Annotated in this window: 25 protein-coding genes; 11 read left to right on the top strand and 14 right to left on the bottom strand. The window is 55.5% G+C overall.

Annotated features, from left to right (window positions below; all coding sequences use genetic code 11):
- Positions 1–26 precede the first annotated feature (26 nt).
- Entirely contained in the window at positions 27–1,322 is a 1,296-nt protein-coding gene (locus AC2FIP_RS10610) for a gluzincin family metallopeptidase (protein ID WP_496786319.1), read from the top strand.
- A gap of 113 nt (positions 1,323–1,435) precedes the next feature.
- Positions 1,436–2,041 carry a hypothetical protein gene (locus tag AC2FIP_RS10605; protein ID WP_496786317.1) on the top strand — a complete coding sequence of 202 codons (606 nt, stop codon included), beginning with the start codon at positions 1,436–1,438 and terminating at the stop codon, positions 2,039–2,041.
- A 52-nt stretch (positions 2,042–2,093) separates the two neighbouring features.
- On the opposite strand, the gene AC2FIP_RS10600 is transcribed toward AC2FIP_RS10605, so the two are convergent.
- From AC2FIP_RS10600 to AC2FIP_RS10575, 6 genes are all read right to left on the bottom strand, one after another.
- Entirely contained in the window at positions 2,094–3,863 is a 1,770-nt protein-coding gene (locus tag AC2FIP_RS10600; RefSeq protein WP_281286267.1) for an adenylate/guanylate cyclase domain-containing protein, read from the bottom strand.
- Positions 3,864–3,948: 85 nt separating this feature from the next.
- Positions 3,949–4,596 carry a GNAT family N-acetyltransferase gene (locus AC2FIP_RS10595; protein WP_246097210.1) on the bottom strand — a complete coding sequence of 216 codons (648 nt, stop codon included), beginning with the start codon at positions 4,594–4,596 and terminating at the stop codon, positions 3,949–3,951.
- A gap of 153 nt (positions 4,597–4,749) precedes the next feature.
- A complete protein-coding gene (locus tag AC2FIP_RS10590; RefSeq protein ID WP_271948847.1) occupies positions 4,750–5,694 on the bottom strand; it encodes an ABC transporter substrate-binding protein in 945 nt (314 codons plus the stop codon).
- 48 nt (positions 5,695–5,742) lie between these two features.
- Positions 5,743–6,750: an ABC transporter permease gene (locus AC2FIP_RS10585; protein ID WP_281995092.1), complete on the bottom strand. Its 1,008-nt coding sequence runs from the start codon at positions 6,748–6,750 to the stop codon at positions 5,743–5,745.
- Positions 6,747–8,273, bottom strand: a complete 1,527-nt coding sequence (locus tag AC2FIP_RS10580; RefSeq protein WP_496786315.1) for a sugar ABC transporter ATP-binding protein — start codon at positions 8,271–8,273, stop codon at positions 6,747–6,749. The genes AC2FIP_RS10585 and AC2FIP_RS10580 overlap by 4 nt, the downstream gene beginning before the upstream one ends.
- Positions 8,274–8,313: 40 nt before the next feature.
- Positions 8,314–9,867 (bottom strand): UxaA family hydrolase, encoded by a 1,554-nt coding sequence (locus tag AC2FIP_RS10575; protein WP_496786452.1) that lies wholly within the window; start codon positions 9,865–9,867, stop codon positions 8,314–8,316.
- A gap of 83 nt (positions 9,868–9,950) precedes the next feature.
- Between AC2FIP_RS10575 and AC2FIP_RS10570 the strand changes: the two genes are divergently transcribed.
- The 6 genes from AC2FIP_RS10570 (at position 9,951) to AC2FIP_RS10545 (ending at position 14,686) form a co-directional block, all read left to right on the top strand.
- Complete coding sequence (locus tag AC2FIP_RS10570) at positions 9,951–10,688, top strand: GntR family transcriptional regulator (RefSeq protein WP_496697013.1); 738 nt, start codon at positions 9,951–9,953, stop codon at positions 10,686–10,688.
- Positions 10,685–11,737 carry an aldo/keto reductase gene (locus tag AC2FIP_RS10565; RefSeq protein ID WP_496786313.1) on the top strand — a complete coding sequence of 351 codons (1,053 nt, stop codon included), beginning with the start codon at positions 10,685–10,687 and terminating at the stop codon, positions 11,735–11,737. The genes AC2FIP_RS10570 and AC2FIP_RS10565 overlap by 4 nt, the downstream gene beginning before the upstream one ends.
- Positions 11,727–12,155, top strand: coding sequence for an RbsD/FucU family protein (locus AC2FIP_RS10560; RefSeq protein WP_142636301.1), 429 nt, complete (start codon positions 11,727–11,729; stop codon positions 12,153–12,155). Before AC2FIP_RS10565 ends, AC2FIP_RS10560 begins: the two co-directional genes overlap by 11 nt.
- The gene (locus AC2FIP_RS10555) at positions 12,152–12,982 is read left to right on the top strand and encodes an amidohydrolase family protein (protein ID WP_496786311.1); all 831 of its coding nucleotides are present in this window, start codon (positions 12,152–12,154) and stop codon (positions 12,980–12,982) included. Before AC2FIP_RS10560 ends, AC2FIP_RS10555 begins: the two co-directional genes overlap by 4 nt.
- Positions 12,983–13,068: 86 nt before the next feature.
- Entirely contained in the window at positions 13,069–13,824 is a 756-nt protein-coding gene (locus AC2FIP_RS10550) for an SDR family oxidoreductase (RefSeq protein WP_496749811.1), read from the top strand.
- A gap of 19 nt (positions 13,825–13,843) precedes the next feature.
- Positions 13,844–14,686 carry a fumarylacetoacetate hydrolase family protein gene (locus AC2FIP_RS10545; RefSeq protein ID WP_496693755.1) on the top strand — a complete coding sequence of 281 codons (843 nt, stop codon included), beginning with the start codon at positions 13,844–13,846 and terminating at the stop codon, positions 14,684–14,686.
- Positions 14,687–14,718: 32 nt separating this feature from the next.
- Here the strand turns inward: AC2FIP_RS10545 and AC2FIP_RS10540 are convergent, their stop codons facing one another.
- Positions 14,719–15,756, bottom strand: coding sequence for a GlxA family transcriptional regulator (locus AC2FIP_RS10540; RefSeq protein WP_246097212.1), 1,038 nt, complete (start codon positions 15,754–15,756; stop codon positions 14,719–14,721).
- 157 nt (positions 15,757–15,913) lie between these two features.
- Here AC2FIP_RS10540 and AC2FIP_RS10535 point away from each other — a divergent pair, with 157 nt between their 5' ends.
- On the top strand, positions 15,914–16,591 hold the full coding sequence (locus AC2FIP_RS10535; RefSeq protein ID WP_496786309.1) for a GntR family transcriptional regulator: 678 nt from the start codon (positions 15,914–15,916) through the stop codon (positions 16,589–16,591).
- A gap of 1 nt (position 16,592) precedes the next feature.
- Here the strand turns inward: AC2FIP_RS10535 and AC2FIP_RS10530 are convergent, their stop codons facing one another.
- The 7 genes from AC2FIP_RS10530 to AC2FIP_RS10500 all read right to left on the bottom strand — a co-directional run bounded on the left by AC2FIP_RS10530 (position 16,593) and on the right by AC2FIP_RS10500 (position 24,166).
- Positions 16,593–17,549, bottom strand: a complete 957-nt coding sequence (locus AC2FIP_RS10530) for an ABC transporter ATP-binding protein (RefSeq protein WP_496697000.1) — start codon at positions 17,547–17,549, stop codon at positions 16,593–16,595.
- Entirely contained in the window at positions 17,546–18,523 is a 978-nt protein-coding gene (locus AC2FIP_RS10525) for an ABC transporter ATP-binding protein (protein ID WP_142636312.1), read from the bottom strand. The genes AC2FIP_RS10530 and AC2FIP_RS10525 overlap by 4 nt, the downstream gene beginning before the upstream one ends.
- A 4-nt stretch (positions 18,524–18,527) precedes the next feature.
- Positions 18,528–19,430, bottom strand: coding sequence for an ABC transporter permease subunit (locus AC2FIP_RS10520; RefSeq protein ID WP_185956667.1), 903 nt, complete (start codon positions 19,428–19,430; stop codon positions 18,528–18,530).
- The gene (locus tag AC2FIP_RS10515; protein WP_142636316.1) at positions 19,430–20,437 is read right to left on the bottom strand and encodes an ABC transporter permease subunit; all 1,008 of its coding nucleotides are present in this window, start codon (positions 20,435–20,437) and stop codon (positions 19,430–19,432) included. Before AC2FIP_RS10515 ends, AC2FIP_RS10520 begins: the two co-directional genes overlap by 1 nt.
- A complete protein-coding gene (locus AC2FIP_RS10510) occupies positions 20,437–21,531 on the bottom strand; it encodes a M24 family metallopeptidase (RefSeq protein WP_271948866.1) in 1,095 nt (364 codons plus the stop codon). The genes AC2FIP_RS10515 and AC2FIP_RS10510 overlap by 1 nt, the downstream gene beginning before the upstream one ends.
- 65 nt (positions 21,532–21,596) lie before the next feature.
- Complete coding sequence (locus tag AC2FIP_RS10505; RefSeq protein ID WP_496691598.1) at positions 21,597–23,180, bottom strand: ABC transporter substrate-binding protein; 1,584 nt, start codon at positions 23,178–23,180, stop codon at positions 21,597–21,599.
- Positions 23,181–23,548: 368 nt separating this feature from the next.
- A complete protein-coding gene (locus tag AC2FIP_RS10500) occupies positions 23,549–24,166 on the bottom strand; it encodes a TetR/AcrR family transcriptional regulator (protein ID WP_142636321.1) in 618 nt (205 codons plus the stop codon).
- 193 nt (positions 24,167–24,359) lie between these two features.
- Between AC2FIP_RS10500 and AC2FIP_RS10495 the strand changes: the two genes are divergently transcribed.
- Positions 24,360–25,289, top strand: coding sequence for an AEC family transporter (locus AC2FIP_RS10495; protein WP_142636323.1), 930 nt, complete (start codon positions 24,360–24,362; stop codon positions 25,287–25,289).
- A gap of 103 nt (positions 25,290–25,392) precedes the next feature.
- The gene (gene fghA, locus AC2FIP_RS10490) at positions 25,393–26,226 is read left to right on the top strand and encodes an S-formylglutathione hydrolase (protein ID WP_496786306.1); all 834 of its coding nucleotides are present in this window, start codon (positions 25,393–25,395) and stop codon (positions 26,224–26,226) included.
- Position 26,227: the final 1 nt, after the last annotated feature.

The raw sequence follows: 26,227 nt of genomic DNA, 5'->3' as shown, positions 1-26,227 counted from the left end.
GAGGCGTGGCCTGAAAGGGGGGTATTGTGAACTTACCAGATCACCTTGATGAAGAAGAGCCTGGAACGCGATTTCTGCTGTATCCGCAATCCCCTTTTCTGGAAGAGGACCCACAGCTTGAGCTAGTCGAAATATCGGCCCCGCAGGGCAGTATCGGCCCAGGTCCATCGGGTCAGCGCATGTACACGGTTAACCCTGTCGGAAAGACTACACCCTATGGGGCCATCGTGCCCGGACCGGATGGTCCGGGAATGTATCTGCCGCCCTGGAACGGATATATCCATCCCCCTGCAATGCCTGATGAGTTCGGTAACTTTATCCATATTGGCCCGTCAGACCCGGCTTTTGAGGCAGCGCATCTGTTTGGCTCGGCGCATTTCACGATGGATGTCTGGCAGGGCTATTTTGACCGACCAATCCCATGGCATTTCGCCCGCGATTTTGACCGGCTGGAACTGTCGCTGCTGCCAAGCCTGGACAATGCGCATATCGGTTGGGGTTTCCTTGAAACCGGGGGCACCCACGAACACGGGGACGAATATCGCCCCTACAGCCTGAATTTCGACGTGGTCGCACATGAAATCGGCCACTCAATCATTTACAGCGTCGTGGGCATGCCCACCGACGGAGATGTCTCGGGTGAATATTACGGGTTCCATGAATCAGCCGCCGATATGGTGGCGCTTCTGGCCTCTTTGCATTTTGGCTCAGTGGTAGAGACGCTGTTGGAAAACACCAAAGGCAATCTCTACAGCTTCAACCGGCTGAATCGCTTTGCCGAGCTTTCGGAAAATGCACAGATCAGAACGGCCGCAAACAACCGGTCACTATCGGAATTCGCTGCCGGATGGTCCAGTGAACATGCACTTTCCGAGCCACTGACAGGTGCAATGTTCGACATTTTGGTGGACATCTATCATGAGCGCCTGTTGGTTCATGACCTTATCACACAGGCCGAGGAAGACCTGTCCGATCAGCTAGAGGATTCACCCGATTACAGCGCGGTCATGCAGGGTATTTTTGACAAGCGATATGCCGAAAACCCTGATGGATTCCGCGTAGCACTTCTTGAGGCGCGCGATTTCCTGGGCACCTATCTGGCCGACGCCTGGAGCATGTTGGACGCCGATATGCTCAGCTATTTCGGTGTCGAAAAGGCTATGCTGGCGGTGGATCAGGAAATTACCGGGGGTGCCTTCCGTCGGATCATCGAAGGTAACTTTCGGATGCGTGATATCGGGGTGGCAACTGCCGGTCCGCGGCTGCCGGACCCCGATGAAGACAGTCACGCACACTCCGTCCGCACGCAGGTTCCAGACTGATGACAGCAAAATTCTTTTTTTTTCGGCAGATTTATGGCATTTAGAGGCGGGGTGATTTTTGAGGAGACACCGATGCGGTCATCCTCGGGATTTAATCGAAGGGGGTTCGGGTGATGAACCCATATTTGGGAGATGAGTTTATGGCGGAATCCTTGCTCAGTTTTTCGGAAGTGTTGATTTACGGCAGAGTTATCGACGATTTGGATTACGACCCTGCGAAAAAGAAAAGCAGAGGCAAAGGCAACAACAAACATCTTGATGAGCAACTCGCGAGTTCAGGAAATGACGAAGCAAAATTTGCCAAGATTTACGGGTTTGCCTATGAAGGCACCTATTACGACCTGCCCGAGCCGGTGATTTTCCTGGTTCACGGCAATGGTCAAGACGTCGCCAAGAAGGGCGAGCCACCAAACCAGGCCTCGCGCGCGCCCACGGATCCTTCGATCGGCGGTGTTGCGGCGGCGGACTATCAGGTCGCTGACGGTATCAAGTACTGGAGCTATGATAAGTCCGATCAGACCATGCGCATGGATGTCACGACAGGCCAGTTCGAACAGGTTCTTTTAGACCTCTATTTCGGCTTTGACAGCCCTGCTATCAGCGGTGCAAAGGTCAGCGGTGCCAAAGTAAGTGGCGCCAAGGTCAGTGGCGCGAAAGTCAGCGGAGCCAAGGTCAGTGGCGCTAAGGTTAGCGGAGCCAAAGTACGCGGCGGCGACTGATCTTCGGACAAAGTCAGCAAAGAAGGCGCGGGTTCTCGCGCCTTTTTCCGTTCTAAAATCCCGCTTTTTTCAGCCCTTCGACAAAGTGCTGCGTGTCGTCTTCCAGACGGTCGGGCAGCACCTTGGCCCAGCGTGACAAAGAAAAGTTCGGGTGTGCGGCGCGGTGCTTTTCAGCAATCATACGTGCCATATCCATGTTGCCCAGCTGCGCATGGCTGGCGGCCAGCATCCGTTGACCCTCGGTCGGATTGTTCATCTTGTTGACGGTTTCGATAACATCTTCATAGCGCCTGAGATTGTAATAGGCGCCGCCGAGGTGCCAGAGATACTGATCCGGAAAGTACGGGTTCAGACGCATGGCCTGTTGCAGATGCGTGATGGCGGTCTCATTTTCCCCCGAATGTGCAAGCGCATCGGCGAAATCCGAATGCATATCCGCATCATTGGGGTTGAGAGCCAAAGCACGTTGGTAAGACTGTAGCGCCGCACTATGTTCCTTGCGATACAGGTGGACAAATCCCAGCTCGCCAAATCCCCGTGCGTCTGTTGGGTCCAATTCGATCGACCGCTGTGCCAAAGACAGCGCCTGCTCGAAAGCACTGCCTGGATCTTCGGTCCACGAGTATCGCCAATCCAGATTCAACGTTCGGGACAAGGCGGCGGCGGCACGGGCATAGTTGCCGTCCCGTTCCAGCGCAGATTGATAGAAATTCTGTGCCTTGCGGTTGTCGTTGCGCGTGTATTTGAAGATGTGCTGCTGCCCCTGCAGGACAGAGCCATATGCCTCCAGATCTGAAGGAACGGCCTGAACCATAACTTGGCGCTCATGGGATTCGATCATTACGGCCGTGGCCGCGACGATACATTCAGTCACCTCGTCCAGAATATCAAATATATCGTCAATGTTTCGATCAAACCGCTCACCCCAAATCGTGCGTTCAGTGTTTGCATCGACCAGTTCCGCAGTAATGCGGATTCGACTGGAAGAGCGACGCACACTGCCACGGGCGATATACCGGACATTCAGCTTTCTTGCGGCTTCCTTCGGTGGCATGGACTGCGCCCTGAAGAAGAATGATGAGTTTCGGGCGATGACGAAAAGGTTTCTGAATTTGGAAAGGTTCAGAATGATGTCGTCGGTCAGACCATCGGCAATCCAGCCGTCAGACTCATCCCCGCCGCTGATGCTGAACGGTAGCACAGCGACCGACGGAGTGTCCGGGCGTTCCAACAGATCGACAATTGCGTCGGGACGCATAGTGCCCGCCAAAGTAGCACCGGCAACCTCGCTGCGGACACAGTAGGTTGAAACCGGCGAAAGAATGTTCTTCAGATGCTGCGGACCGAGAAATTCGTACCCATACCGCAACCGGTTACAAACCTGATCATACACCGCAGAGCTGACATAGACCCGCTCGGGTTCCGCAATTTCTTGCAATCGCGCTGCAATGTTGACGTTGTCGCCATGAATTCCACGCTCATCTATCAGGATCTCTCCAAGATGGATGCCAACGCGAAACTTGATTTGCTGTTGATCTGATCCTGAATCGTTATGCTGGGCAGAAATTTGGTGCAGCTCAACACCAAATTCGACCGCACTGGTCGCTGTTTCAAACAGGGCCAGGATGCCGTCACCGCGCACTTCGACAACACGCCCCTGATAACGGGCGCATGCGGCTTCGATCTGCGATAGAAGTGTCTTCAAAGCGTTGTAGGTGTCGAGTTCGTTCTCGCTCATCAGGCGAGAATAGCCGACGACATCTGCAAATAAGACTGCACCCAGCTTCTGAGTGATTGATGAATTCGGGTTAACTGTATTCACTGGCGGTACTCGATTCCTGAGTTCTGAACGAACCCTAACTTTTGTATAACAAAAAAAGATTTGAAATGATTGGTAATAACGTCTCTTAGTCCGACCCAGTCTCTTGCGGGGGCCAACACCAGCAATCCGAGGCATTATTGCCAAGCTTAACGATGGTTTCACCGCCCAATTCTTTCGCCAGTGAATTTCGGTTTTCGAACCAATCGCTGCTCAGCAACCCGACCACAACCATATCGTGAAATTGACCATCTGCAAACCAGGCCTGACGCATCGACCCCTCGATCTGGCACCCCAGTCTGGCAACCAGGTCTCTGCTGCTGACATTATCCGCCCTATAATACGAAGTCAGCCGGTTCAGCCCCAGTTGTCGAAAGGCGAAATCGGCGACCAAAGCCGTCGCCCTGATACCAACTCCATGGCGGCGCACCGAATGATCGACGAACATCGCAACGACAGCATCGCGATTGATCGGCGATATCCCCTCGAGGCCGCTCATGCCGACCAGCTTTCCCGCCGAATTCTCAACAACGAACCAACACCTGCGGCCGATGGCTGAGCCGGTGAACATGTCGCTCCAGCTTTCCTCTGTCTGTGCAAGATTAAGAGGAATGCGGGACACGCGTTCGAATTTGGCTAAATCCTCTACATTTTGAAACCAGGGCAGAATTGTCTCAAGATCGGATTTTTCCAGGGGACGCAGGACATAGGTCTTGTTGCTGGGCTTTTTTTTCACCGGAATTTCAACCTTCAATAAACATCAAAAAAATAACCCGTAGAGGATAGCATGAAAACGCCACAAACAGAAAAGATGATTGTTGCAACCCAGTAAAACAAAAAAACCGGTCCGCCGATCGGACGAACCGGTCCGTATTAAGCTGTCAGGCTCTTAGTCGTAAAGAACTGCCGCGATCTTCGGATCGTCAATATTGGAAGCATCGTAATAGTAAAAGCCGGTGTCGATTAGGGCCGGGACTTCTTCGCCTTTCATCGCCGCGACGGCCGCCTTGACCGTTTCATAGCCGATACCAACCGGGTTCTGGGTGATTGCCCCGGTCATCAGACCACTTTTGATCGCGTCTTTTTGGGCTTTGCCGCTGTCATAGCCAATAATGACAAGGCCCTCGGTGCCCAATTCCTGAACCCCGTTCACGACACCAATGGCAGAGCCTTCATTGGTGCCGAAAATACCATCCAGATCGGGGTTTGCAGTGAGGATCGCTTTTGTCACCTCGGTTGATTTCAGATGGTCTCCCTGCCCGTACTGAACGGTGACAACCTCGATATCAGGGTATTTTTCCGCAATGCGGTTCACAAATCCATCGCGGCGGTCAATGCCAGTGCGGCTGGTCTGGTCGTGGGCTACCACTGCAACTTTGCCTTTTCCACCAATCTTTTCGGCCATTTTGTCAGCGGCAAGCCCCGCTGCAGCTAGGTTGTCGGTTGTGGCAGTAGAAACAGGAATATCACTGTCGACACCGCTGTCAAAAGCGATGATCGGGATACCCTTGTCATTTGCCTGCTTCAGCAACGGAATGGCGGCCTGACTGTCGAGTGCGGCAAAGCCGATGGCTTTTGGATTGTTTGCCAGTGCTGCGGCCAGCATGTCGATCTGACGGTCGACCATCGTTTCGTTGTCCGGTCCTTCGAATGTGATTGTGACGTCAAACTCTTCGGCTGCCTGTTCGGCGCCCTGCTTTACCGCCTGCCAGAATTGGTGCTGGAACCCTTTGGATACCAGCGGAATATAGATTTCTTCCGCCATGGCCATCGAGGCCGGAGCTGCGAGGGTGGCTGCGCTGAGCACCCCCAGAACGAAACGACGTGTTAACATGATATTCTCCTCCAGTTGGTCGTTATCTTCTTTGGTTCTAAAAATTGTTCACCCGGTCTTTTTGCGCCGCGCCATGTCGGCATAGACGGCCAGAATGATGATCGCGCCGGTGACAACGGTCTGCCATTCCTGCGCGACAGACAGAACGCGCAGCCCATTGGTCAGGACAGCCATGATAAGCGCGCCGATGAGCGTTCCCAGGATCGTGCCGCGCCCGCCGGACAGAGAGGTTCCGCCAATGACCACAGCCGCGATGGCCTCAAGTTCGTATCCCAGCCCCAAAGCGGGTTGTGCCGAGTTCAGGCGCGAGGCGATCAGGATGCCGCCGATGCCGCAAATTCCCCCGGCCAGCGCGTAGATTCGCATCTTCCAGGCGTCGGTGTTGACACCCGACAAGCGGACCGCCTCTTCGTTTGATCCCAAAGCGAACGTATAGCGGCCCAAAACAGTGCGGCTGAGGATATAGGATGCTGCAATCGCGACCAAAAACAAGATCAGCACGCCGTTCGGGATAGGTACCGAGGGGACGATTTCTCCAATCAGAGACCCGCGCGAGATCTGATCGAAACCAGGCGTGTCATTGAAATAGATCGGTCGTGTGCCCGAGATAACCAGCGATAGACCCTTGAGGATCAGCATCATGCCCAGCGTCGCGATGAAGGGCGGGATTTTCATTTTGGCCACAAATGTGCCCGAACACAGACCACAAAACGCACCCGCTGCAATGGCTGCAGCAACACCCAAAAGCAGGGGCATGCCGAGATAAGTCAGGGCCACGCCCGCAATCACGGCGCAGAAGGTCATCAAAGTGCCAACCGACAGGTCGATTCCGCCCGTGATGATCACCAGAGTTGCGGCAACGGCCAGTACGCCGTTGACCGAAGTTGCCTGCAGAATGGCGATCATGTTCGAGGTCTGCATGAAGTTCGGCGATGCGATCGAAAAGCCGATCAACAGGGCGATGAGACTGGCAAAGGCCAGCAGCTTTTGATACGCGCCGCTTTCCGACAGGCCCGCCAGGGGCTTTTTCTTGTCTATATCCGTTGCTGTGGTCATATTGCTGTCCCTGTGACCTGCATCGCCGCCGTGCGTTGGGTGGCCAGATGCATGATGTCTTCCTGAGTGGTGTTGTTTCCGCCGGGCAGAATTCCGGTCAGCCGGCCTTCGCACATGACGGCGATTCGGTGGCTGAGGCGCATGATTTCCGGCAATTCGGATGAGATCACGATGATCGTCTTTCCCTGCGCGGCCAGTTCTTCGAGCAGTTTGTAGATTTCCGATTTTGCACCGACATCAATACCGCGCGTGGGTTCGTCAAAGATCAGGATGTCGCAATCTCGCAAAAGCCATTTTGCGATGACTACCTTTTGCTGATTGCCGCCGGACAACAGGCGCACCTCTTGCACATCCGAGGGTGTGCGAATGCCAAGCTGGGCGATATAGTCTTTGGCCGTAGTGCTGATTTCGCTATCGTTAAGAACACCGGTGGCACTGGTAAACCTATCCATCGAAGCCAGAGCGATATTGTCGCGGACGTTCATTCCCGTGGCGAGGCCGAAATGCTTGCGATCCTCGGACAGGTACCCGATCCCAGCCCGCACGGCATCCACAGGGGAACGGATGGACACGATCTGCCCATGTACCCGGATTTCACCGCCATCGATAGTGTCAGCGCCAAAGATTGCCCGCGCAACTTCGGTCCGCCCTGCCCCCATCAGCCCAGCAAAGCCCAAGATTTCACCCTTCCGGACCGAAAAGCTGACATCTTTCAGATCCGTGCCCCGCGTCAGTCCTGCGACTTCCAGAGAAACCTCGGCATCGCTCAGGTCCGGCACATCCAGAGGGTCTTCGGATACTTCGCGCCCGACCATCATCGCAATGATCTTGCTGATCGGCGTGTCGCTGGCACCAACAGTGCCAACATATTCGCCGTCGCGCATGACGGTCACGCGGTCGGCGATCTGTTTCAACTCGTCCATTTTGTGGCTGATATAGACAATCCCCACCCCCTCGGCCCTCAGGCGGCGGATGATGACGAACAGCTCGGCAATCTCGGCATCGTTCAGGGCTGCGGTCGGTTCGTCCATGACCAGAACCTTGGAGCGATAGGACAGCGCCTTGGCAATTTCGACCATCTGCTGTTTGGCAATGGTCAACCCGCCGACCAGCGCTTTGGGATCAAGGTTCAGGTTCATCGCCCCGAAGATTTCAGCGGTTTGAGCGTTCAGCGCGGCCTCGTCCAGGCGACCAAAACGTTTCCGGGGCTCGCGTCCGATAAAGATGTTCTGCGCTACGGTCAGATCATTCATCAGACTCAGTTCCTGATGGATGATCCCGATCCCGAGGTTCTGAGCCTCACGCGGGGATGTGGGACTGGCTGATTTGCCTTGAATGGCCAAGTCGCCGCCATCGCGCTGATAGATCCCGGACAGGATTTTCATCAACGTACTCTTACCCGCCCCGTTTTCCCCCATAAGCGCGTGGACTTCGCCCGAAAACAGATCGAACTGCACGGATTTCAGCGCGTGCACACCGGGGAAATACTTTTCGATCCCCTTCATTTCGACCAGTTTTTCCATCTCTCCTCCCATTTTGCCCCTACCTCTGACGAACCTGCGGCTACATAACAGCGCCGATTTGCCAGGGGACAAATTCAACGCCCCCAAAACCAAGCTCTTCGCTTTTTGTTTGTTCGCCCGATGCGACACGGATCAACATTTCGAACAACTCTTCGCCCTTGGCCTCGATACTGACCCCGTCAGTGACGATGTCGCCGCAATTCAGATCCATGTCTTCGGACATGCGGGCGAACATTTCCGAATTCGTCGCCAGCTTGATGCAGGGCGTGGGTTGATATCCGGAGACCGACCCCCTGCCCGTGGTAAACACGATCAAATTGGCACCCGCCGCCACCTGACCCGTGACTGAGCAAGGATCGAACCCGGGACTGTCCATGAAGACAAAGCCCTTTTTGTCGATAATTTCACCAAATCTGTAGACGTCGCGCATCGGGGCCGTGCCCCCCTTGGCCACCGCACCCAGAGACTTTTCAAGAATGGTCGTCAGTCCACCGCGCTTGTTTCCGGGGCTTGGATTGTTGTCCATCTCGCCGCCATTGCGCTTGGTGTAATCTTCCCACCAATGAATACGTTCGATCAGTTTTTCGCCGATTTCCTGCGTTTCTGCGCGCCGGGTCAAAAGATGCTCGGCGCCATAAATTTCAGAGGTTTCCGATAGGATTGTTGTTCCGCCATGGCGCACAAGCAGATCAGAGGCATATCCAAGCGCCGGATTGGCAGTGATGCCGGAATAACCATCCGAACCACCGCATTGCATCCCGACCGTAATCGCACTGATCCGAGCCGGCTTGCGGACGGCCTGATTGGCGAGCCGAGCGATCCCCTCCAGCTCGGCAAGCCCGCGCTCGATCGTGCGGCGCGTACCGCCTTCGTTTTGGATGGTCATATAGCGCAAGGCACCGTCCTCGCGGATGGGGCGGCCATCAACCAGACTGGCCACTTGCATGACCTCACATCCCAGCCCGATCAGCAGAATGCCGGCAAAGTTCGGGTGCTGGGCGTACCCGGCCAGGGTGCGCATCAACGTAGCATAGCCGTCATCCTTAGCCGACATACCGCAGCCTGTGCCATGCACGATGGGCACCACCCCGTCCACGTTGGGATATGGATCAAGCAACCCACGTTTTGAGGCAGCTTCAGCGATGAACCGGGCTACTGAACCCGAACAATTCACCGTCGTCAGAATTCCGATATAGTTGCGCGTGCCAACCTTCCCATCGGACCGGTGATACCCAAGAAAACTCCGCTCTTCGTCGATATGCGGCAAAGGGGTATTTGCGGTCGCATGGGCATAGTCCTGCTGATGGGCCCCCATACCAAGATTGTGGACATGGACGTGATCTCCGGCTGCGATATCTGCCTTTGCCTGACCAATGATCTGACCATAGCGAATGACGTTTTCTCCGGCAGAAATTGGGGCAATAGCAATCTTGTGCCCACGTAGAACCTGATCCCGAAGCGGGACATTCAGCCCTGAAGGCTGCGTGCCGATCTTCAGATCTCGGAGTGCAATGACGATATTGTCGTCCGGGTTCAACCTGACTGTATCGCGCGCTGCGGGCTGAGAAGCCTTTATTTTCTGATCTGGTTGCATCATTTTCCTGTTTGCTGATCCCGACTGCTAATCGTCGGACACGCACTTGTCAACTAACATGTTAGTATGCTAGGTCACCAAATATGAATAAACCACAGGACATAAACGCTCTGCACCTGCGCGATATTTCTACGTCTGAGGGCTCGTTGTCTCAGCGCGTTTACCTCTCAATCAAGCATGCAATCCTGTCGCTGGACTTCGCGCCGGGCGACAACCTCAGGAAGGCGCCGATATGCGAACGCCTTGGCGTTTCGCGTGCGCCCGTGACCGAGGCGATTGCCCGACTTGCTTCCGAGGGTCTGGTGGATGTAGTGCCCCAATCCGGCACGCGCGTATCCTATTTCTCGATGTCCGAAATTCGCGAGGGTATGTTCCTGCGTGAAGCACTTGAACTTGCGACGGTCGCCAAAGTCGCGCGCGATTTGACCGAGGATCAGCGCAAGATACTGGGCCGCAACATGCGTCTGCAAGAGCTGCTGATCGAAGATGAAGATGTCCCCGGCTTTTACGAGGCGGATGAAGAATTCCACGGCCTGCTGATGAAATTCACAGGATTCAACAGGTTAAGCGACGTCGCGCAAACCGTTTCACTGCAAGTGACCAGAGCGCGAATGCTGCTGCTGCCCACCCCGGGCCGGGTGGTGGAAACGCTGGCCGAACACCGCGCCATTTTCAACGCTATTCTTGAGAGAGATGAAAAAGCTGCACAGGACGCCATGCAACGTCATCTGGGGCAGTTGATGCCTCGGATTCAACGCTTGCAGCAGGAACAGTCCCACCTTTTCACGGACTCCCCTCATCCAATACGCGAGGCAGGATGACAGTTACCGCAACAGAGCTTCTAAATGGCCGCACGGCGCGACCCGTTCCGCTGACTCGGATGGGTTTTGGTGGCGCGCCTTTGGGGAATCTCTATCGCAAAGTATCAGATGAGGATGCGCAGGCTGCGCTGCAGGCAGCCTTTGATTTGGGTATCCGATTTTTTGACACTGCACCGCAATATGGGTTGGGCCGCTCAGAGCAACGATTTGGCCAGGCTATTGCCCGGTTCGGACGCGAAGAGATTCAACTTTCGACCAAGATCGGGCGTCTGCTGCTGGATTGCGCACCGCATCATGTCACACCCGAAGCCTTTGTTGATGTGCCGCAGAAACGTATCGTTTTCGACTATACCTATGACGGGGTCATGCGATCCTACGACGCCAGCCGCGACCGGTTGGGTGTCTCATGCGCCGATATCCTGCTTGTGCATGACGTCTGTGCGTTCAGTCAGGGCAGTCAGGAGGCATCTGATGCCAAGATCCGAGAACTGTTCGATGGCGGCGGATACAAAGCTCTGGTTGAACTTCGTGAAGCCGGTGAAATCTCCGCCATTGGAGCCGGTGTAAATGAATGGCAGGTCTGCGAAAAATTATTGGGCTTGGGCGACTTTGACGGGTTTCTTCTGGCAGGCCGTTATACCCTCTTGGAACAAGACGCTTTAGATAGCTTTCTACCCCTTTGCGAAAAGCGGGATGTGGGCATAATTCTTGGCGGGCCGTACAACTCGGGTATCCTCGCAACCGGCGCTGTTCCCGGTGCGAAATACAATTATGCTGATGCTCCCGAGGACATCCTTGCCCGAGTTCGCCAAATCGAGGCTGTCTGCTCAGCCCATGATACGCCACTGATCGCTGCTGCCTTGCAATTTGTCCTTGGCCATCCCTGCGTCAAAACCGTTGTCCCCGGCGCGGTGAATGCTGCCGAGGTGCAGGCCAATGCGGCCCTGCTCGAACGTCAAATCCCCGCTGCGCTTTGGTCTGATCTGTGTTCGGAAGGATTGATCCGTTCCGACGCCCCCCTTCCCGGAGAGGCTGCCTATGCTGCGTAATATTGATCCCATCCTGTCGCCTGACCTGTTGTACACCCTGCGCGCTATGGGGCATGGCGATGAAATCGTGATTGCGGATGCGAATTTCCCCGGCTCGAGCTCTGGGCCGGGCTGCATACGTGCCGACGGGTCAAGCGCCAGCGAAATCCTAAGAGCTATTTTGTCTGTCATGCCGTTGGACACATTTGTGCCTGACCCGGCCCTGACCATGCAGGTTGTTGGCGATCCGGATGCTATACCTGAGGCCATAGCCGATTTTCAGACCATTATCAGCGAAATAGCGGACCACCCGGCCACGATACAGGGCCTTGAACGTTTCGCCTTTTACGACCGGGCGGCCACAGCTTTTGCGATCGTGCAAACCGGCGAACGTCGGCTGTATGGCAACATCATCCTGAAAAAGGGTGTTCTTGGATGAAGATCGACGCCCATCAGCATTTTTGGACATTGGCGCGCGAAGACTATGGCTGGCTGACACCGGATCTGGGGCCGATTTACGCGGATTTCGCGCCCGCGGATCTTGCCCCATTGCTGAAAGGAGCGGGAATTGACGGTACGGTCTTGGTACAGGCTGCGCCGACAGCTGCTGAGACCGAGTATCTGCTGTCGCTTGCCGAGCAGGCCCCGTTCATAAAAGGCGTTGTCGGATGGGTTGATTTTGAGGCCGCCGACGCACCGGAACAAATCGCACGACTGGCTGGCCACCCGGTCTTTGTCGGTTTGCGCCCCATGGTTCAGGACATTCCCGACCCATTATGGATGCTCAAGGATGGGCTGACACCGGCTTTTGACGCTCTGCAACAGTCAAACCTTACCTTTGATGCGCTGACCCTGCCGCGACATCTGGGGCCGCTTCAACAGCTGCTGGAACGGCACCCACATATGCGCACGGTAATTGATCACGGTGCCAAGCCCCTGATCCGGGAGGGAGTCATGGAGGGCTGGCAAGAAGACATGTCGACATTGGCCCGAAATACAAGCGCCTGGTGCAAGCTTTCCGGGTTGGTGACCGAGGCCGGGGCGAATTGGACGGTAGAAGACTTGAAGCCTTATGTGGATCACCTGCTGAACACATTCGGGCCCTATCGCCTGATCTGGGGCAGCGACTGGCCGGTTTGCACATTAAACAGCAGTTATGAACGATGGCTCGAGGCGACCGATACGCTGTTAACCGGTCTGTCACCACACGAGCATCAGGCGATACGGGGCGGTAATGCTGCCCAGGCCTATGATCTCAGGGACTAGATTGATCTTTCCGAGGCTGTATGCCGATGGGATTTTGCCGTCGTGGTTCCCCGAAGCTTGGATTTTAGAAGGAGAGTGAAATAGATATGACATCATCCGAAAACCTTGGCCGTCTGGCTGGAAAAACTGCTCTGATCACCGCTGCGGGACAGGGCATAGGGCGTGCAACTGCCGAATTGTTCGCCGCCGAAGGTGCACAGGTTTTTGCCAGCGACATCAATGATACCTCTCTGGCAGAGTTGCAAAATATCCAAGGCGTTACGTCGGTAAAACTTGACGTAACCGATGCGGCGGCAGTGCAGGCCTTCGTCGCGGACACGCCCCCGTTGGATGTTTTGTTCAACTGCGCAGGATATGTGGCTGGCGGGTCCATTCTGGAATGTGATGAACGTGACTGGGATTTCAGTTTTGAGCTGAACGTCAAATCGATGTACCGGCTGATCCAATGTGCCCTGCCAACCATGCTGGAACATGGTGGCGGGTCTATCATCAACATGTCTTCGGTCGCCTCTTCGTTGAAGGGCGTTCCAAACAGGTTTGCATACTGCGCCTCGAAAGCCGCCGTAATCGGACTGACGAAATCGATCGCAGCTGATTTCGTCACACAAGGCATCCGGTGCAATGCGATCTGCCCCGGCACTGTCGACAGCCCCAGCTTGCACGACCGGTTGCGCGCAACTGGGGATTACGAGAAAGCAATGACTGATTTTATCGCGCGGCAACCCATGGGCCGCATCGGAACCGCAGATGAGATCGCGGAACTTGCGCTCTATCTGGCCAGCGATGCCAGCAAATACACAACCGGACAGCCCTTTGCCATTGATGGCGGCTGGACGATTTGAAGCAAATGAGGAATGTGAAATGAAATTGCTACGATACGGCCCAGCAGGCGCGGAAAAGCCGGGCATAGTTGATAAAGACGGCACTATCCGGGACCTGTCGGGGATCGTCGCCGACATTGCTGGGGAAGCGCTTAGCGATGAAACCCTTGCACGGCTGCGCGCGCTGGATCTTGAAACGCTGCCACCCGTCGATGCCGACAGCCGTATCGGCGCCTGTGTTGGACGTGTCGGAAAGTTCATCTGCATCGGTTTAAACTTTGCCGATCACGCGGCCGAAAGCGGCATGGACCTACCTGCTGAGCCGGTGGTCTTTTTCAAAGCGACATCCGCCATCATAGGCCCCGATGACACGGTTGAAATCCCCCGCGGGTCAGTCAAGACCGACTGGGAGGTGGAACTGGGCGTCGTCATCGGAAAAGAAGCAAAATACATCTCGGAGGATGAAGCACTGGCCCATGTGGCAGGATATTGTGTGATCAATGACCTGTCAGAACGGGATTTTCAGCTGCACCGTTCAGGTCAGTGGGTCAAAGGTAAATCCGCAGATACGTTCGGCCCAATCGGTCCCTGGCTGGTGACACGGGACGAAATCCCTGATCCCCAAGACCTGCCAATGTATCTTGAGGTGAACGGGCATCGGTATCAGGATGGCTCGACCAGAACGATGCATTTCAGTGTCACAGCGGTGATCTCGCACCTGTCGCAGTTCATGTCACTGCAACCCGGCGACGTGATCTCGACCGGGACACCCCCCGGTGTGGGTCTGGGGCAAAATCCGCAGGTTTACCTCAAACCTGGTGACAAGATGGAACTGGGAATCGAAGGTCTGGGGGTTCAACGTCAGAACGTCATACAGGGATAGTCCCTGGGACCTATCAAGTGGTGCTCATCCAGTTATTCTGGGTGGGTTTCCTCGGACCATGAGCGCCGGAAATTATGCGGTGATATTCTGAATCGGTTCCGGAAATGCACAGAAAGCCTATCCGTACTGGAAAACCCGGATGCAAAGGCTATCTCAGAAACGCTCAGGTTTGTTTCATTCAACAGGGCAAAAGCACGGTCCAGCCTGAGTTCATTGTAGAACCGTCCCGGCGACATGTTAGTGTGCTGCCTGAACAGCCGCTCCATATGCCGCCGGGACAGGGACGCCTGATCCGCTATTGCCTCGAGGCTGAGCTGCGTTTCAATATTCTCGCGCATGATTTGCACCGCTTCGATCAATTTGGCATTTCGCGTGCCCAAAAGCGCCGAAACCGGCGATACCTGTTTGCTACCGCCTTCTCCCAGCCTTCTGTGCAGGCACATTTCCGAAACGTTGTTCGCCAAGGCGTTTCCAAACAATTCCTCGATAACTTCAAGCATCATGTCAGTGCTGGCGTGCCCGCCCCCGCATGTTCTAAGTTTCCCGTCAATTTCATAGAGATTCTGGGTCGGCTCCATCGTTGGGAAGTTCTCACAAAAGCCAGGCCGGTTTTCCCAATGGACGGTAAAGTTTCTGGTTCCGATCACGCCCGCCTTTGCTAAAGCAAATGCACCGGTACAAATCCCACCGAACTCACATCCATGCGCCTTTTGTCGCCGAATCCAGTTCAGGACATTTGTGTTGAAAGACCTCATCGGTTGCGTTCCGGAACACACAAAGACAAACGCTCCCTTCTCCAGGTCATGAACCGAGTGATCCGCCTGAACACGTATGCCGTTGGAACAGGTCACGGGTTCTCCGTCGGTGGAGAGCACGTACCATTCGAACAGCTGCTTTCTGGACAGTTGATTTGATATGCGCAGAGGCTCAATCGCGGCACTGAAAGCCAGCATCGTCGTGTTGGGTAAAAGTAGAAAATAGAAGGCCTTGGGCGGCCCGTCATAGGAAACGTCCACGGAAATTGCGCCTTTTGGCAAAAAGCGCGGATTATCCATACGATCCTCTTTCATGTTTAATCCTTATAGAACGTGACCATTTTTACTGTGGCAGCCGAGGCGGCTTGAAATCAATCAACACTTTATATTCATTAGTGAATGCAAGGCTCTTGGAAAACCGGTGTCTATTTTGTATTTTGGATACAAAATTACACCAGCAGAGACTGTAACAATGCCAAGAACCCGCGCAATTCCCAGGCAAAGTTTGCCCGATGTCATCACAAATGACCTGCGCGAGCGGATTCTAAGCGGTGAGATGGCAGAAGGTGAAGCCATCCGTCAAGAAGCATTGGCAGAAGACTATGACGTGTCACGCATGCCCATACGAGAAGCGTTAAAACGGCTTGATGCAGAGGGTCTTGTGCAGCTGACCAACAATCGCGGCGCTGCGGTGACAAGACATTCGCTGTCAGAAATCGGTGAGATATTTGACCTGCGGATAATGTTGGAGGTCGATCTGTTCAGGCGTGCAATTCCACAGATGACCGAAGCAAATTTTGCCGAATGCGAAAGGTTTCTGGACGAAATGGAAACGTCCTACGAAGCCTATGATGTCGGGCGGTGGGGTGGTTTGAACTACGAATACCACAATGCGCTTTACGCTGCAGCAGACCGTGGGATCACCAATGATATACTACAACGGATCAATCTACAGTCCGATCGCTATGTCCGTATGCACCTGAGCGTTATGGAACAACGCGAGCCCGCAAAAAAGGACCATCGCCAACTGCTGACGCTGGCCGAGAATGGGCACGTTGAGGAAGCCTGCGCGCTGTTGACCCAACATATTGGGCGCACAAAAGACCATTTGCTTGCGATGGTCACCGCAACGCGCAGTTCCGAGAGCTAACCTAACCCAGCGGATGCAGGCACGCAGCCTGATGGGTTGTTCCTTGCAGATCGGGTGGTGCTGCACGGCATTCGTCAGTTGCCAGCCAGCATCGCTGAGCAAAGGCACATCCTTTGGGGATATTCATCGGTGAGGGCAACTCACCTTCCAGCTTGATCCGTTCCTTACGCGCCTCGGGGTCGGCACGCGGTGTCGTCGACAACAACGCTTTGGAATAAGGATGCCGGGGCGCCGCGAACAACTGTTCTTTCGGAGCTTTCTCGACTGCGCGCCCCAGATACATGACGATTACGTCATCAGCGAAATGCTTCACCACCGACAGGTCATGCGAGATGAACAGGTAGGCCAGGTTCAGACGCTCTTGCAGTTCAACCAGCAGGTTCAGGATTTGTGACTGGATCGAAACATCCAGCGCCGATACCGGTTCATCCAAAACCAGAACCTTGGGGTTCAGCATCAGGGCTCGGGCAATCGCAATCCGCTGCCGTTGGCCGCCCGAAAACATGTGGGGGTAGCGATCATAATGCTCGGGGCGCAGACCGACAAGATCAATCATTTCGCGCGCGCGAGTTTCCCGTTCCGCAGCGGTCAAATCGGGCCGGTTGATGATCAGAGGTTCCTGCAGGATCTGACCGATCCGTTGTCGCGGATTAAGCGAACCATAGGGATCCTGAAACACGATCTGCACGTTTTTGCGCATCTCAGCCCATTTTGACGGGGTGATATCGACGCCGTCGATGGTCAGTGTTCCCGAAGTGGGCTCTTCAATCATCGTCACGACGCGAGCGAGGGTGGATTTACCGCACCCGGACTCTCCTACAATGGCCAGCGTCTTGCCAGGCTCTAGGGCAAAATCCACACCGGAAAGGGCTTTGACCGTTGCCGATTTCGACAGCAATCCCCCTTTGACCTCATAGTGCCGGGCCAACGCGTTTGCCTGAACGATCGGGGCGGTCATGCCAATTCTCCAGCGGTGATTTCCTTGACGTGGTGACAGCGGGCCTTGCCGAAATCTGCTCCATGCGGAGCGGGTGGTGTGTTCCGGCACAAGTCATCGGCGAATTGGCATCGCGGGCTGAATAAACAACCTTTGGGACGGTCAAATTGACCAGGAACAACACCTGGAATCGTCGGCAGCAATTTCGAAGTTGCCCGTTCAGGCAAAGCGTTCAGCAAAGCTGAGGTATAAGGATGGCGGGGTGTGCGGAACAGATCGCGTACCGGCTGTTCCTCGACCTTTTGACCGGCATATTGGACCTGAACCCGCTCGGCGGTTTCTGCCACAACACCCATGTCATGGGTAATCAGAACAAGGCCCATTCCCTGCTCATCGCGCAATCGGACCAACAGATCCAGAATCTGCGCCTGAATCGTTACATCAAGCGCGGTAGTGGGTTCGTCCGCGATCAGAAGTTTCGGGGTGCAGGCAATCGCCATCGCGATCATGACCCGCTGATTCATGCCGCCCGACATCTGGTGAGGGAATGTATTCAGACGGCTCTCGGGTGCCGGGATACCCACCAGGTCAAACAGCTCAATCGCGCGCTGATGACGGTCTTTGCGGTTTAGCCCCAAATGGATACGCAGTGCTTCCTTGATCTGGAAACCGACCGTGAAACAGGGGTTTAGCGAAGACATCGGCTCTTGAAAGATCATGGCAATATCTTTGCCGATGATCTTGCGCCGATCCCGTGCCGAGATTTTGGTCAGGTCGCGACCCTCAAAGCTCATTTCATCTGCAGTGATTGTCGCCGTCCATGGCAGCAACCCCATCAGCGCCAGCATTGACACGGATTTCCCCGAGCCGCTTTCCCCGACAATGGCCATCAACTCGCCCTTGTTGACAGACAGATCAACGCCATCCACAGCGCGGAATTCACCCGACGCTGTAGCAAACTCGACCGAAAGATTTCGGATTTCCAACAGGCTCATGTCGTCAGCTCCGCTTCAGCTTGGGGTCCAGCGCGTCGCGCAGACCGTCGCCCATCAGGTTGATTGCCAGCACCGTGACCAGAATGGCCAGGCCCGGGAAAGTTACCACCCACCAGGCGCGCAGAATGAATTCGCGCGCTTCGGCCAGCATCGTGCCCCATTCGGGCGTTGGCGGCTGCGCCCCCATGCCCAGAAAGCCAAGTGCCGCAGCATCCAGAATCGCGGTCGAGAAGGACAGCGCCGCCTGGACAATGATCGGCGCCAGACAGTTCGGCAGCACGGTTTTGAACATCAGGCGTGCCTTGCTTGCACCGGCCACACGAGCCGAGGTCACATAATCCTTTTGCCGTTCGGCCAGAACCGAGGCGCGGGTGAGGCGCACGTAATGTGGTTGAAACACAATGGCGATGGCGATCATTGCATTGGTCAGAGACGGGCCCAGAATGGCGACCAGAACCAGTGCCAGCAGCAGCGACGGAAAGGACAGGATAATATCCATCACGCGCATGATCATCGTATCGACCCATTTGGGTGCAAACCCGGATAGCAGGCCAAGAACCACACCGCCTGACACGGCCACACAAACCACGACGATCCCGACAAAGAAGGAATAGCGAGATCCCATAATCAGCCGCGAAAGCATATCCCGGCCCAGCGGATCAGTCCCCAGCGGGAAGGCCCAACTGCCGCCTTCCTGCCACGCCGGAGGCTGCAGGATATGCTCGCGGAACTGTTCGGTTGGATCGTAGGGGGCCAGCAAAGGTGCGAAGGCAGCACAAAAGACAAAGGCAGCGAATACCCACAGGCCAATCACCGCGCCGCGGTTTTCACTGAAATAAAACCAGAATTCGCGCAAGGCGCTTGGGCGGTCTTCGGTTTTGGGTGCATTTGCGGATAGTTCAGCCATCACCGCCTCCGGATTTTTGGATTGATGATGCCATAAAGGACATCGACCAGTAGGTTCACCAGCATCACGATCACGGCGATCATCAGAAGACCGCCCTGCACCACCGGGTAATCGCGCCGGAAGATGCTGTCGACCATCCACTTGCCGATGCCCGGCCAGCTAAAGATCGTCTCGGTCAGAATTGCACCAGCCAGCAAAGTTCCAACCGACAGGCCGATCACCGTAATCACGGGGATCAACGCATTACGCAGAGCATGCAGCCCGTTGATCCGAGTGGGTGACAGGCCTTTTGCCCGCGCGGTACGAATGTAGTCCTCGCCCAGAACCTCAAGCATCGCCGAGCGCGTCTGACGCGCAATGACAGCCAGCGGGATCGTCCCCAGAACAATCGTTGGCAGAATCAAATGCCGAACAGCCGACGTGAATGCCCCGGGTTGCCCCGACAAAAGACTGTCGATCAGCATAAAGCCGGTCACGCTGGGGAAGTAATACAGAAGGTCGATCCGGCCCGAAACAGGCGTCCAGCCCAGATTGCCCGAGAACACGATGATCAGCAGCAGCGCCCACCAGAAGATCGGCATTGAATACCCAACCAGCGCCGAAGACATCAGCGCCCGGTCAAAGAATTTGCCCCGGTTGACTGCGGCAATGACACCGGCGGGCAACCCAAGGGCCACCGCGAAGATCATCGCGCAGATTGACAACTCCAGCGTCGCTGGGAACAGGGCAAAGAACTCGTCCCAAACCGGTTTCTTGGTGACAAAGCTTTCGCCCAGATCGCCCTGCATAACGCCGGTCAGATAGTCCCAATATTGTTGGAGGACCGGCTTGTCGAAGCCCAGTTTGACCACCATTTCCTGATAGCGTTCCTCGGACATTCCGCGTTCACCGGCCATGACGATGATCGGATCACCGGGCAAAACCCGAATGAACATGAAGGAGATAAGCGTTACACCCAGAAATGTCGGAATGAACATACCGAGACGAGAAAGAAAGTAGCCAAACATCAGCGACCTATGATTGTGAGATCTTTGGGAAAGTGGGTCAGCGACCGACAGCCATCCCCTGTAACAAGCACGTCATCTTCTATGCGCACGCCGAAATTGTCCAGCGCGTAAAGGCCCGGCTCGTTTGTCCAAACCATGCCCGGCAGGATTTTCTGGTCGTTTCCACGCATGATATACGGCGCTTCGTGAACGTCGCGGCCCAGACCGTGGCCCGTTTTGGTGCGGATCCGATCGGCATAGGGTGACGCTTCGAGAACGCCGATCACGGCATCGTCGATATCATGCGCCGTGACACCGGGACGGCAGGCTTTGAATCCTGCCAGATTGGCGCGCAGAACGGTGTCATAGACCGCCCTGCCCTCGTCCGAGACCTCTTCGACAAAGAACGTGCGGGTGATGTCGGCGGCAAACCCATGTTTGCGGGCTCCGAAATCAAACAAAAGCGCATCGCCCGGTTTGATCTGGTAATCCGCACGCGCCTTACCATGGGGCCGCGCCGAGTTATCCCCGGCGGCAACAATCGGCGAAAATGCCAGCGAGGCGGCGCCTTCCGCAAACAGTGCCTGAATCAAGGCCTGTTCAATCTGCAATTCGGTCTGACCGACGCGCACATCCGCAATCACGCGCTCTAACGCGCGTTCAGAGATGTCGATCGCGGCTTGAAGTGCTGCGATATCGTCTTCTGTCTTGATAATGCGCAAGCCAGAAATTTCACGCTCGGCATCGACAATCTGCAGGTCCGGTAACGCGTTGGTAAACGCCTTCGACACAAAGACTCGCATCACCTGCCCTTCCACAGCCAGCGATGTCAGCGGCATATGCTTGGCGAGGGCTGCAAAGGCGTCATCATACCCTGTCTGGTCGAACCAGTCGAAAACGGCGCCTTCAAATCCAACCAGGTCCCAACTGCCGAGCTCAAGGTTGGGAACGATGGCCGCAGGAGAACCTTCGCCGGGGACCACGACCACAAAGGGCCGTTCGTGGCTCATGAAAGGTTTTCCCAATGCGCGGGTGAAATTCGGGCCGGGCACAAGGGCCACGGCATCAACTGACATGTCCTTTGCCAGTTGACGGTACTCGGACAAATTCGGCATCAGGGCCGACCTCCAATAAGAAACCGGAGCCGCCACGCGGGCGGCTCCGGTCGGTAAGTGATGAATTATTCGACGCTCACACCGTAGAAGATGTGGCCGCCCAGCGGGTGCACTTTATAGCCCTGCACTTCGTTGCGCATCGGCATAAAGACCACCGAGTGTGCGATCGTTGCCCAAGGCGCCTGCTCTTTGAATACCACCTGAGCGTCTTCGTACAGCTTGGTGCGTTCGGCCTGATCGGTGGACTGCTTGGCCTTGAGGATCAGCTCTTCGAAGGGCTCGTGGCACCACTGCGCCCGGTTCGAGGCTTCGCGTCCGTCACAACCCAGCAGAACCGCCAAGAAGTTGTCTGGATCGCCATTGTCACCGGTCCAACCCAGCAGAACGGCTCCGTCACGGTCCAGATCTTTCGAACGCGACAGGTATTCACCCCATTCATAGGACACGATTTCGACGTCGACACCAACCTTGGCAAAATCCGCTTGGATCAGCTCGGCCATACGGCGTGCATTCGGGTTATAGGGACGCTGTACCGGCATAGCCCAAACCTTCATCGACAGGTCGGATACGCCTTCGGCTTCCAGCATCGCCTTGGCCGCTTCGGGATCATACGCGTCATCGGTGATGGCGTCGTTATAGCCCCACATGGTTGGCGGGATCGGGTTCTTGGCAACTTGGCCCGAGCCCTGGAACACGACGTCGATGATCGCATTCTTGTCGATCGCCATGTTCAGCGCCTTGCGGACCTTCGGATTGTCGAACGGTGCCATGGTGGTGTTGTAGGCGAGGTAGCCGACGTTCAGACCTTCCTGCTCCAACATGTTGATATCTGCATCGTCCTGCATCGCCTGAATGTCGGCCGGGTTCGGATAAGGCATGATATGACATTCGCCCGCTTTCAGCTTTTGATAGCGAACCGATGCATCCGGCGTGATAGCGAAGATCAGGTTCTCCACATCCGCAGGGGCCTTCCAGTAGTCGGCATTCTGCGCATAGCGGATCACCGCGTCTTTCTGGTAGGCTACAAACGAGAACGGACCAGTCCCGATCGGTGCTGTGTTCAGATTCTCAGGCGTACCCGCGGCCATCATCGCATCCGCATATTCCGCAGACAGGATCGAGGCGAAGTCCATCGCCATGTTGGCCACAAAAGGCGCTTCAGGCTTGGACAGGGTGAACTTCACTGTGTAGTCGTCGACTTTTTCAATCGACTCGACCAGGTCCGGCATACCCATGCCCTGGAAATATTCCCAGGTACCACCAGATACCTGATTATAGGCATGGCCTTCATCCTTCTGGCGCATGAACGAGAAGATCACGTCATCAGCATTGAAATCACGCGTCGGCGTGAATTCGTCATTCGAATGGAATTTGACGCCCTGACGCAATTTGAAGGTATATTCCAGACCATCATCGCTGGCCTCAACGCTTTCCGCCAGACCGGGGATAACATTGGTAGTACCGGTCTCAAACTCGAGCAGACGGTTGTAAATCGGGTGTGACGAGGCATCAAAGGTTGTCCCTGCGGTAAATAGCGCCGGGTCAAAGCCTTCGGGTGATCCTTCCGAGCAATATACCAAAGTATTTGCTTGGGCCGCAGCACTGGACAACGCAATCGCTGCAGTTGCGGCCATCAATCTAAGTTTCATGAGTTTCTCCCAGAAATGTTTTTTCTTCAGATTTTCGCGTTGTTCTAATTTCTAGTCAGAACAATCTTTGATGACTGTCACCGCCGCGAAATCCCTGCCCAATGTATCCAAAATACAAAATCCATTGTCAACTGAGTTCACCGCCCAGCGATCAGGAAGTAAAAAAGAGGGCAGGTACAGCGTTATGATTTGCCTGGTCGAGCCTGTTTTCTAACTGATTTCGGTTCTTTGGCGATTAGAGCCAAGCAGTGGCGAAGCCACCGGGCAGGAGCGTCCGAACTCTTGAATGCCTTCAATCCTAAATGCCGCGGGCTTCAGGGATCGACCTCCACATCCATGTCTTGAATCGAGTCGATCCGACCCAAATGTCAGGCGCCGTAACGGGCCATGAACATGTCGACAGCCTGCAGCGCGACCTCTTCAATCTCAGCCTCTGAAAAGCTGCTTTGAATGCCGAATGTGGATCGGGGCCAAAGGCGGACCTTGCACAATTCCGAAAACTGTTCAGCGGCAAATTGAAGGTCCTCGATAACCAATTCGCCTTTATTCACCGCTTTTTGCAGATATTCTGCAAGTTGCCGGGTGCCATTTTGCGGCCCCGCCTCATAGAAGGCGCGGCCAAGTTCGGGGAACCGATCTTGCTCGGCCACGCAGATGCGGAACACCTGCTGCGCAAAATCCGACACCAGAAATGCGGCCAGCTGGGTCGCAGCGATGGTCAGCACCTCGCGTGCGGGTTTTGTATCGTCAACCATCGAAACGACATTCTCGGCCATACGGCAGCATTCGTTCTGAGCGACCTCCATGAAAAGAAGACGCTTATCCGGGAAATAGCTGTACAATGTCGCCTTGGAAACACCCGCCGCGCGCGCAATGTCATCTACGCTAGCTCCTTCGAAACCATCTGCCATGAACACCGATCGGGCTCCTTGCAGGACCTGATCAAATTTTCGGCCTGTTCGCAAAATGGCAGTTGCTTCGGACATGCGCTCTCCTTCAGGGGTGGATTCGTCGAATCTATAAACTGATCAGTTCAGATACAACGATTCGCATAGGATTTCGGCCATGGGCAGGCGGGATTATGGTAATTTTTCCGTTAGGTCAGTCCGCGAAGTTCGTTCGGCGGGGCCTGATTGGCCAGGGGTTGCCGCCAGAGAAAACCGTGCTAACACTCTGGCCATGGCTGATATTTTTCTGCGTACGCTGCCGTTCTTTGCGATTATCGGCCTGGGGTATTGGGCTGGGCGCAGTCGGTTCTTTTCGGAAGAAGCCACGGCCTATCTGACGAAATTCGTGTTCTATTTCGCACTTTCGGCAATGTTGTTCCGCTTTGCCGCCACCCTGCCCTTTGCCGAGATATTCGACGGCAGATTGGTCGCGGGCTATCTGCTGGGAACGCTTACGGTTTATGCTCTGGCCAGTCTGATCGCGTGGATGCGCGGCCTTGACATACCAACCTCTGCCGTCGAGGCCCAATGCGCTGCGATCGGCAATGTCGGCTTTCTGGGGCTGCCGATGCTTGCGCTTTTGTTCACCGAAGCAGCAATCGGCCCGGTCATGCTGGTATTGACTGTCGACCTTGTGGTGTTTTCCTCGCTGATCGTGATTTTGATCAATGCCGGACGCGATGGGCGGCTGACGCCGGCAACATTTCGGTTGATTGGCCTCGGTTTGCTGAAAAACCCGATGATCGTATCTATTTCAGCGGGGCTTTTGTGGTCAGCCTTCCAAATTCCCGTGCCCGTTCCACTGAACGATTTTCTGACAATCCTGGGCGGGGCAGCCACTCCGGGAGCCTTGTTTGCGATAGGGGCATCGCTCGCCAGCAAATCCGCCGAGCGTGTGCAGATCGCCGCCTGGCTGAGTTTTTGCAAGCTGATCATTCATCCGCTCTGCGTTGCTGTCTTCGTAATCTGGTTGATCCCGGCGGAAAGCTTCTCGGCTTCGGTTGCCATTGCAGCGGCAGCACTGCCTGTCGCTGGGAATGTCTATATGCTGGCGGCCTATTACGGGGTCGCACCCCATCGGGCTTCGGCCGCAATTCTCTTGTCTACCGTGGTCAGCATCCTGACACTGCCGCTGGTGATTGCCATAGCCGGAACATTCTAAGCCACAGATAGGGAAAATACTCGCTGGCCGCAGGAACACAGACTTTACGCACGGACCGAGTAACGATAGCCATGGCGCGAACCTAACGTAAGGACGGAACCAAATGGAAACCCTTTCGGAAAATGCTTGTTTCGGAGGCGTCCAGGGCGTCTATCGCCACGCCTCGGCTGCCTGCCAATGCGACATGACTTTTGGACTGTTCCTGCCCGCCGAGGCAAAGGACGGCCCGGTTCCGGTTCTATGGTATCTGTCTGGTCTGACCTGTACCCATGAAAACGCCATGACCAAGGCCGGGGCGCAGGCCTGGGCCGCGGAACAGGGTATCGCCCTTGTTTTCCCTGACACATCCCCGCGCGGCGAAGGCGTTGCCGATCACGAGGACTACGATCTGGGCCAGGGCGCGGGGTTTTATGTGAATGCCACGCAATCACCCTGGGCACCGCACTTCAACATGTGGGACTATGTGGCCGAGGAATTGCCCGCTCTGCTGGTTGAAACCTTTGCAATCGACGCAGACCGCCAGGCCATTACCGGCCATTCCATGGGCGGCCATGGCGCCCTGACATTGGCAATGAACCTACCGGGTCGGTTCCGATCGGTTTCGGCATTTGCACCGATTTCTAACCCAACAAGCGCCGATTGGGGCCGCAAACAACTGAAGGCATATCTGGGCGATGACGCGGCCCAATGGGCCAAGCACGACGCATCGCTGATGATGAAGAACACCGGTTTCGACGGCCCTGTCCTGATCGACGCCGGCGACAATGACCAGTTCATCGACCTGTTGCGCCCCGAGGCGCTGGCCCAGGCGATAGCCGAACGTCGCCAACAGGCAGTTTTCCGTCTGCAGCCCGGCTATGACCATTCTTACTTCTTTGTGTCGACCTTCATGGAAGACCACATCACTTTCCACGCCGAAGCACTGTATGGAGACTGAG

The organism is Ruegeria sp. CDSB114 (genome assembly GCF_059611025.1).
This window is presented reverse-complemented; position numbering and strand designations above follow the sequence as displayed.

Coding starts and splice junctions, on each gene's coding strand:
- AC2FIP_RS10525 (WP_142636312.1), bottom strand. CDS start 18,523: ATGAGCCTGTTGGAAATCCGAAATCTTTCGGTCGAGTTTGCTACAGCG.
- AC2FIP_RS10540 (WP_246097212.1), bottom strand. CDS start 15,756: ATGAAAGAGGATCGTATGGATAATCCGCGCTTTTTGCCAAAAGGCGCA.
- AC2FIP_RS10545 (WP_496693755.1), top strand. CDS start 13,844: ATGAAATTGCTACGATACGGCCCAGCAGGCGCGGAAAAGCCGGGCATA.
- AC2FIP_RS10530 (WP_496697000.1), bottom strand. CDS start 17,549: ATGACCGCCCCGATCGTTCAGGCAAACGCGTTGGCCCGGCACTATGAG.
- fghA (WP_496786306.1), top strand. CDS start 25,393: ATGGAAACCCTTTCGGAAAATGCTTGTTTCGGAGGCGTCCAGGGCGTC.
- AC2FIP_RS10560 (WP_142636301.1), top strand. CDS start 11,727: ATGCTGCGTAATATTGATCCCATCCTGTCGCCTGACCTGTTGTACACC.
- AC2FIP_RS10605 (WP_496786317.1), top strand. CDS start 1,436: ATGAACCCATATTTGGGAGATGAGTTTATGGCGGAATCCTTGCTCAGT.
- AC2FIP_RS10580 (WP_496786315.1), bottom strand. CDS start 8,273: ATGGAAAAACTGGTCGAAATGAAGGGGATCGAAAAGTATTTCCCCGGT.
- AC2FIP_RS10565 (WP_496786313.1), top strand. CDS start 10,685: ATGACAGTTACCGCAACAGAGCTTCTAAATGGCCGCACGGCGCGACCC.
- AC2FIP_RS10520 (WP_185956667.1), bottom strand. CDS start 19,430: ATGGCTGAACTATCCGCAAATGCACCCAAAACCGAAGACCGCCCAAGC.
- AC2FIP_RS10515 (WP_142636316.1), bottom strand. CDS start 20,437: ATGTTTGGCTACTTTCTTTCTCGTCTCGGTATGTTCATTCCGACATTT.
- AC2FIP_RS10500 (WP_142636321.1), bottom strand. CDS start 24,166: ATGTCCGAAGCAACTGCCATTTTGCGAACAGGCCGAAAATTTGATCAG.
- AC2FIP_RS10535 (WP_496786309.1), top strand. CDS start 15,914: ATGCCAAGAACCCGCGCAATTCCCAGGCAAAGTTTGCCCGATGTCATC.
- AC2FIP_RS10570 (WP_496697013.1), top strand. CDS start 9,951: ATGAATAAACCACAGGACATAAACGCTCTGCACCTGCGCGATATTTCT.
- AC2FIP_RS10575 (WP_496786452.1), bottom strand. CDS start 9,867: ATGCAACCAGATCAGAAAATAAAGGCTTCTCAGCCCGCAGCGCGCGAT.
- AC2FIP_RS10555 (WP_496786311.1), top strand. CDS start 12,152: ATGAAGATCGACGCCCATCAGCATTTTTGGACATTGGCGCGCGAAGAC.
- AC2FIP_RS10590 (WP_271948847.1), bottom strand. CDS start 5,694: ATGTTAACACGTCGTTTCGTTCTGGGGGTGCTCAGCGCAGCCACCCTC.
- AC2FIP_RS10495 (WP_142636323.1), top strand. CDS start 24,360: ATGGCTGATATTTTTCTGCGTACGCTGCCGTTCTTTGCGATTATCGGC.
- AC2FIP_RS10510 (WP_271948866.1), bottom strand. CDS start 21,531: ATGCCGAATTTGTCCGAGTACCGTCAACTGGCAAAGGACATGTCAGTT.
- AC2FIP_RS10505 (WP_496691598.1), bottom strand. CDS start 23,180: ATGAAACTTAGATTGATGGCCGCAACTGCAGCGATTGCGTTGTCCAGT.
- AC2FIP_RS10585 (WP_281995092.1), bottom strand. CDS start 6,750: ATGACCACAGCAACGGATATAGACAAGAAAAAGCCCCTGGCGGGCCTG.
- AC2FIP_RS10550 (WP_496749811.1), top strand. CDS start 13,069: ATGACATCATCCGAAAACCTTGGCCGTCTGGCTGGAAAAACTGCTCTG.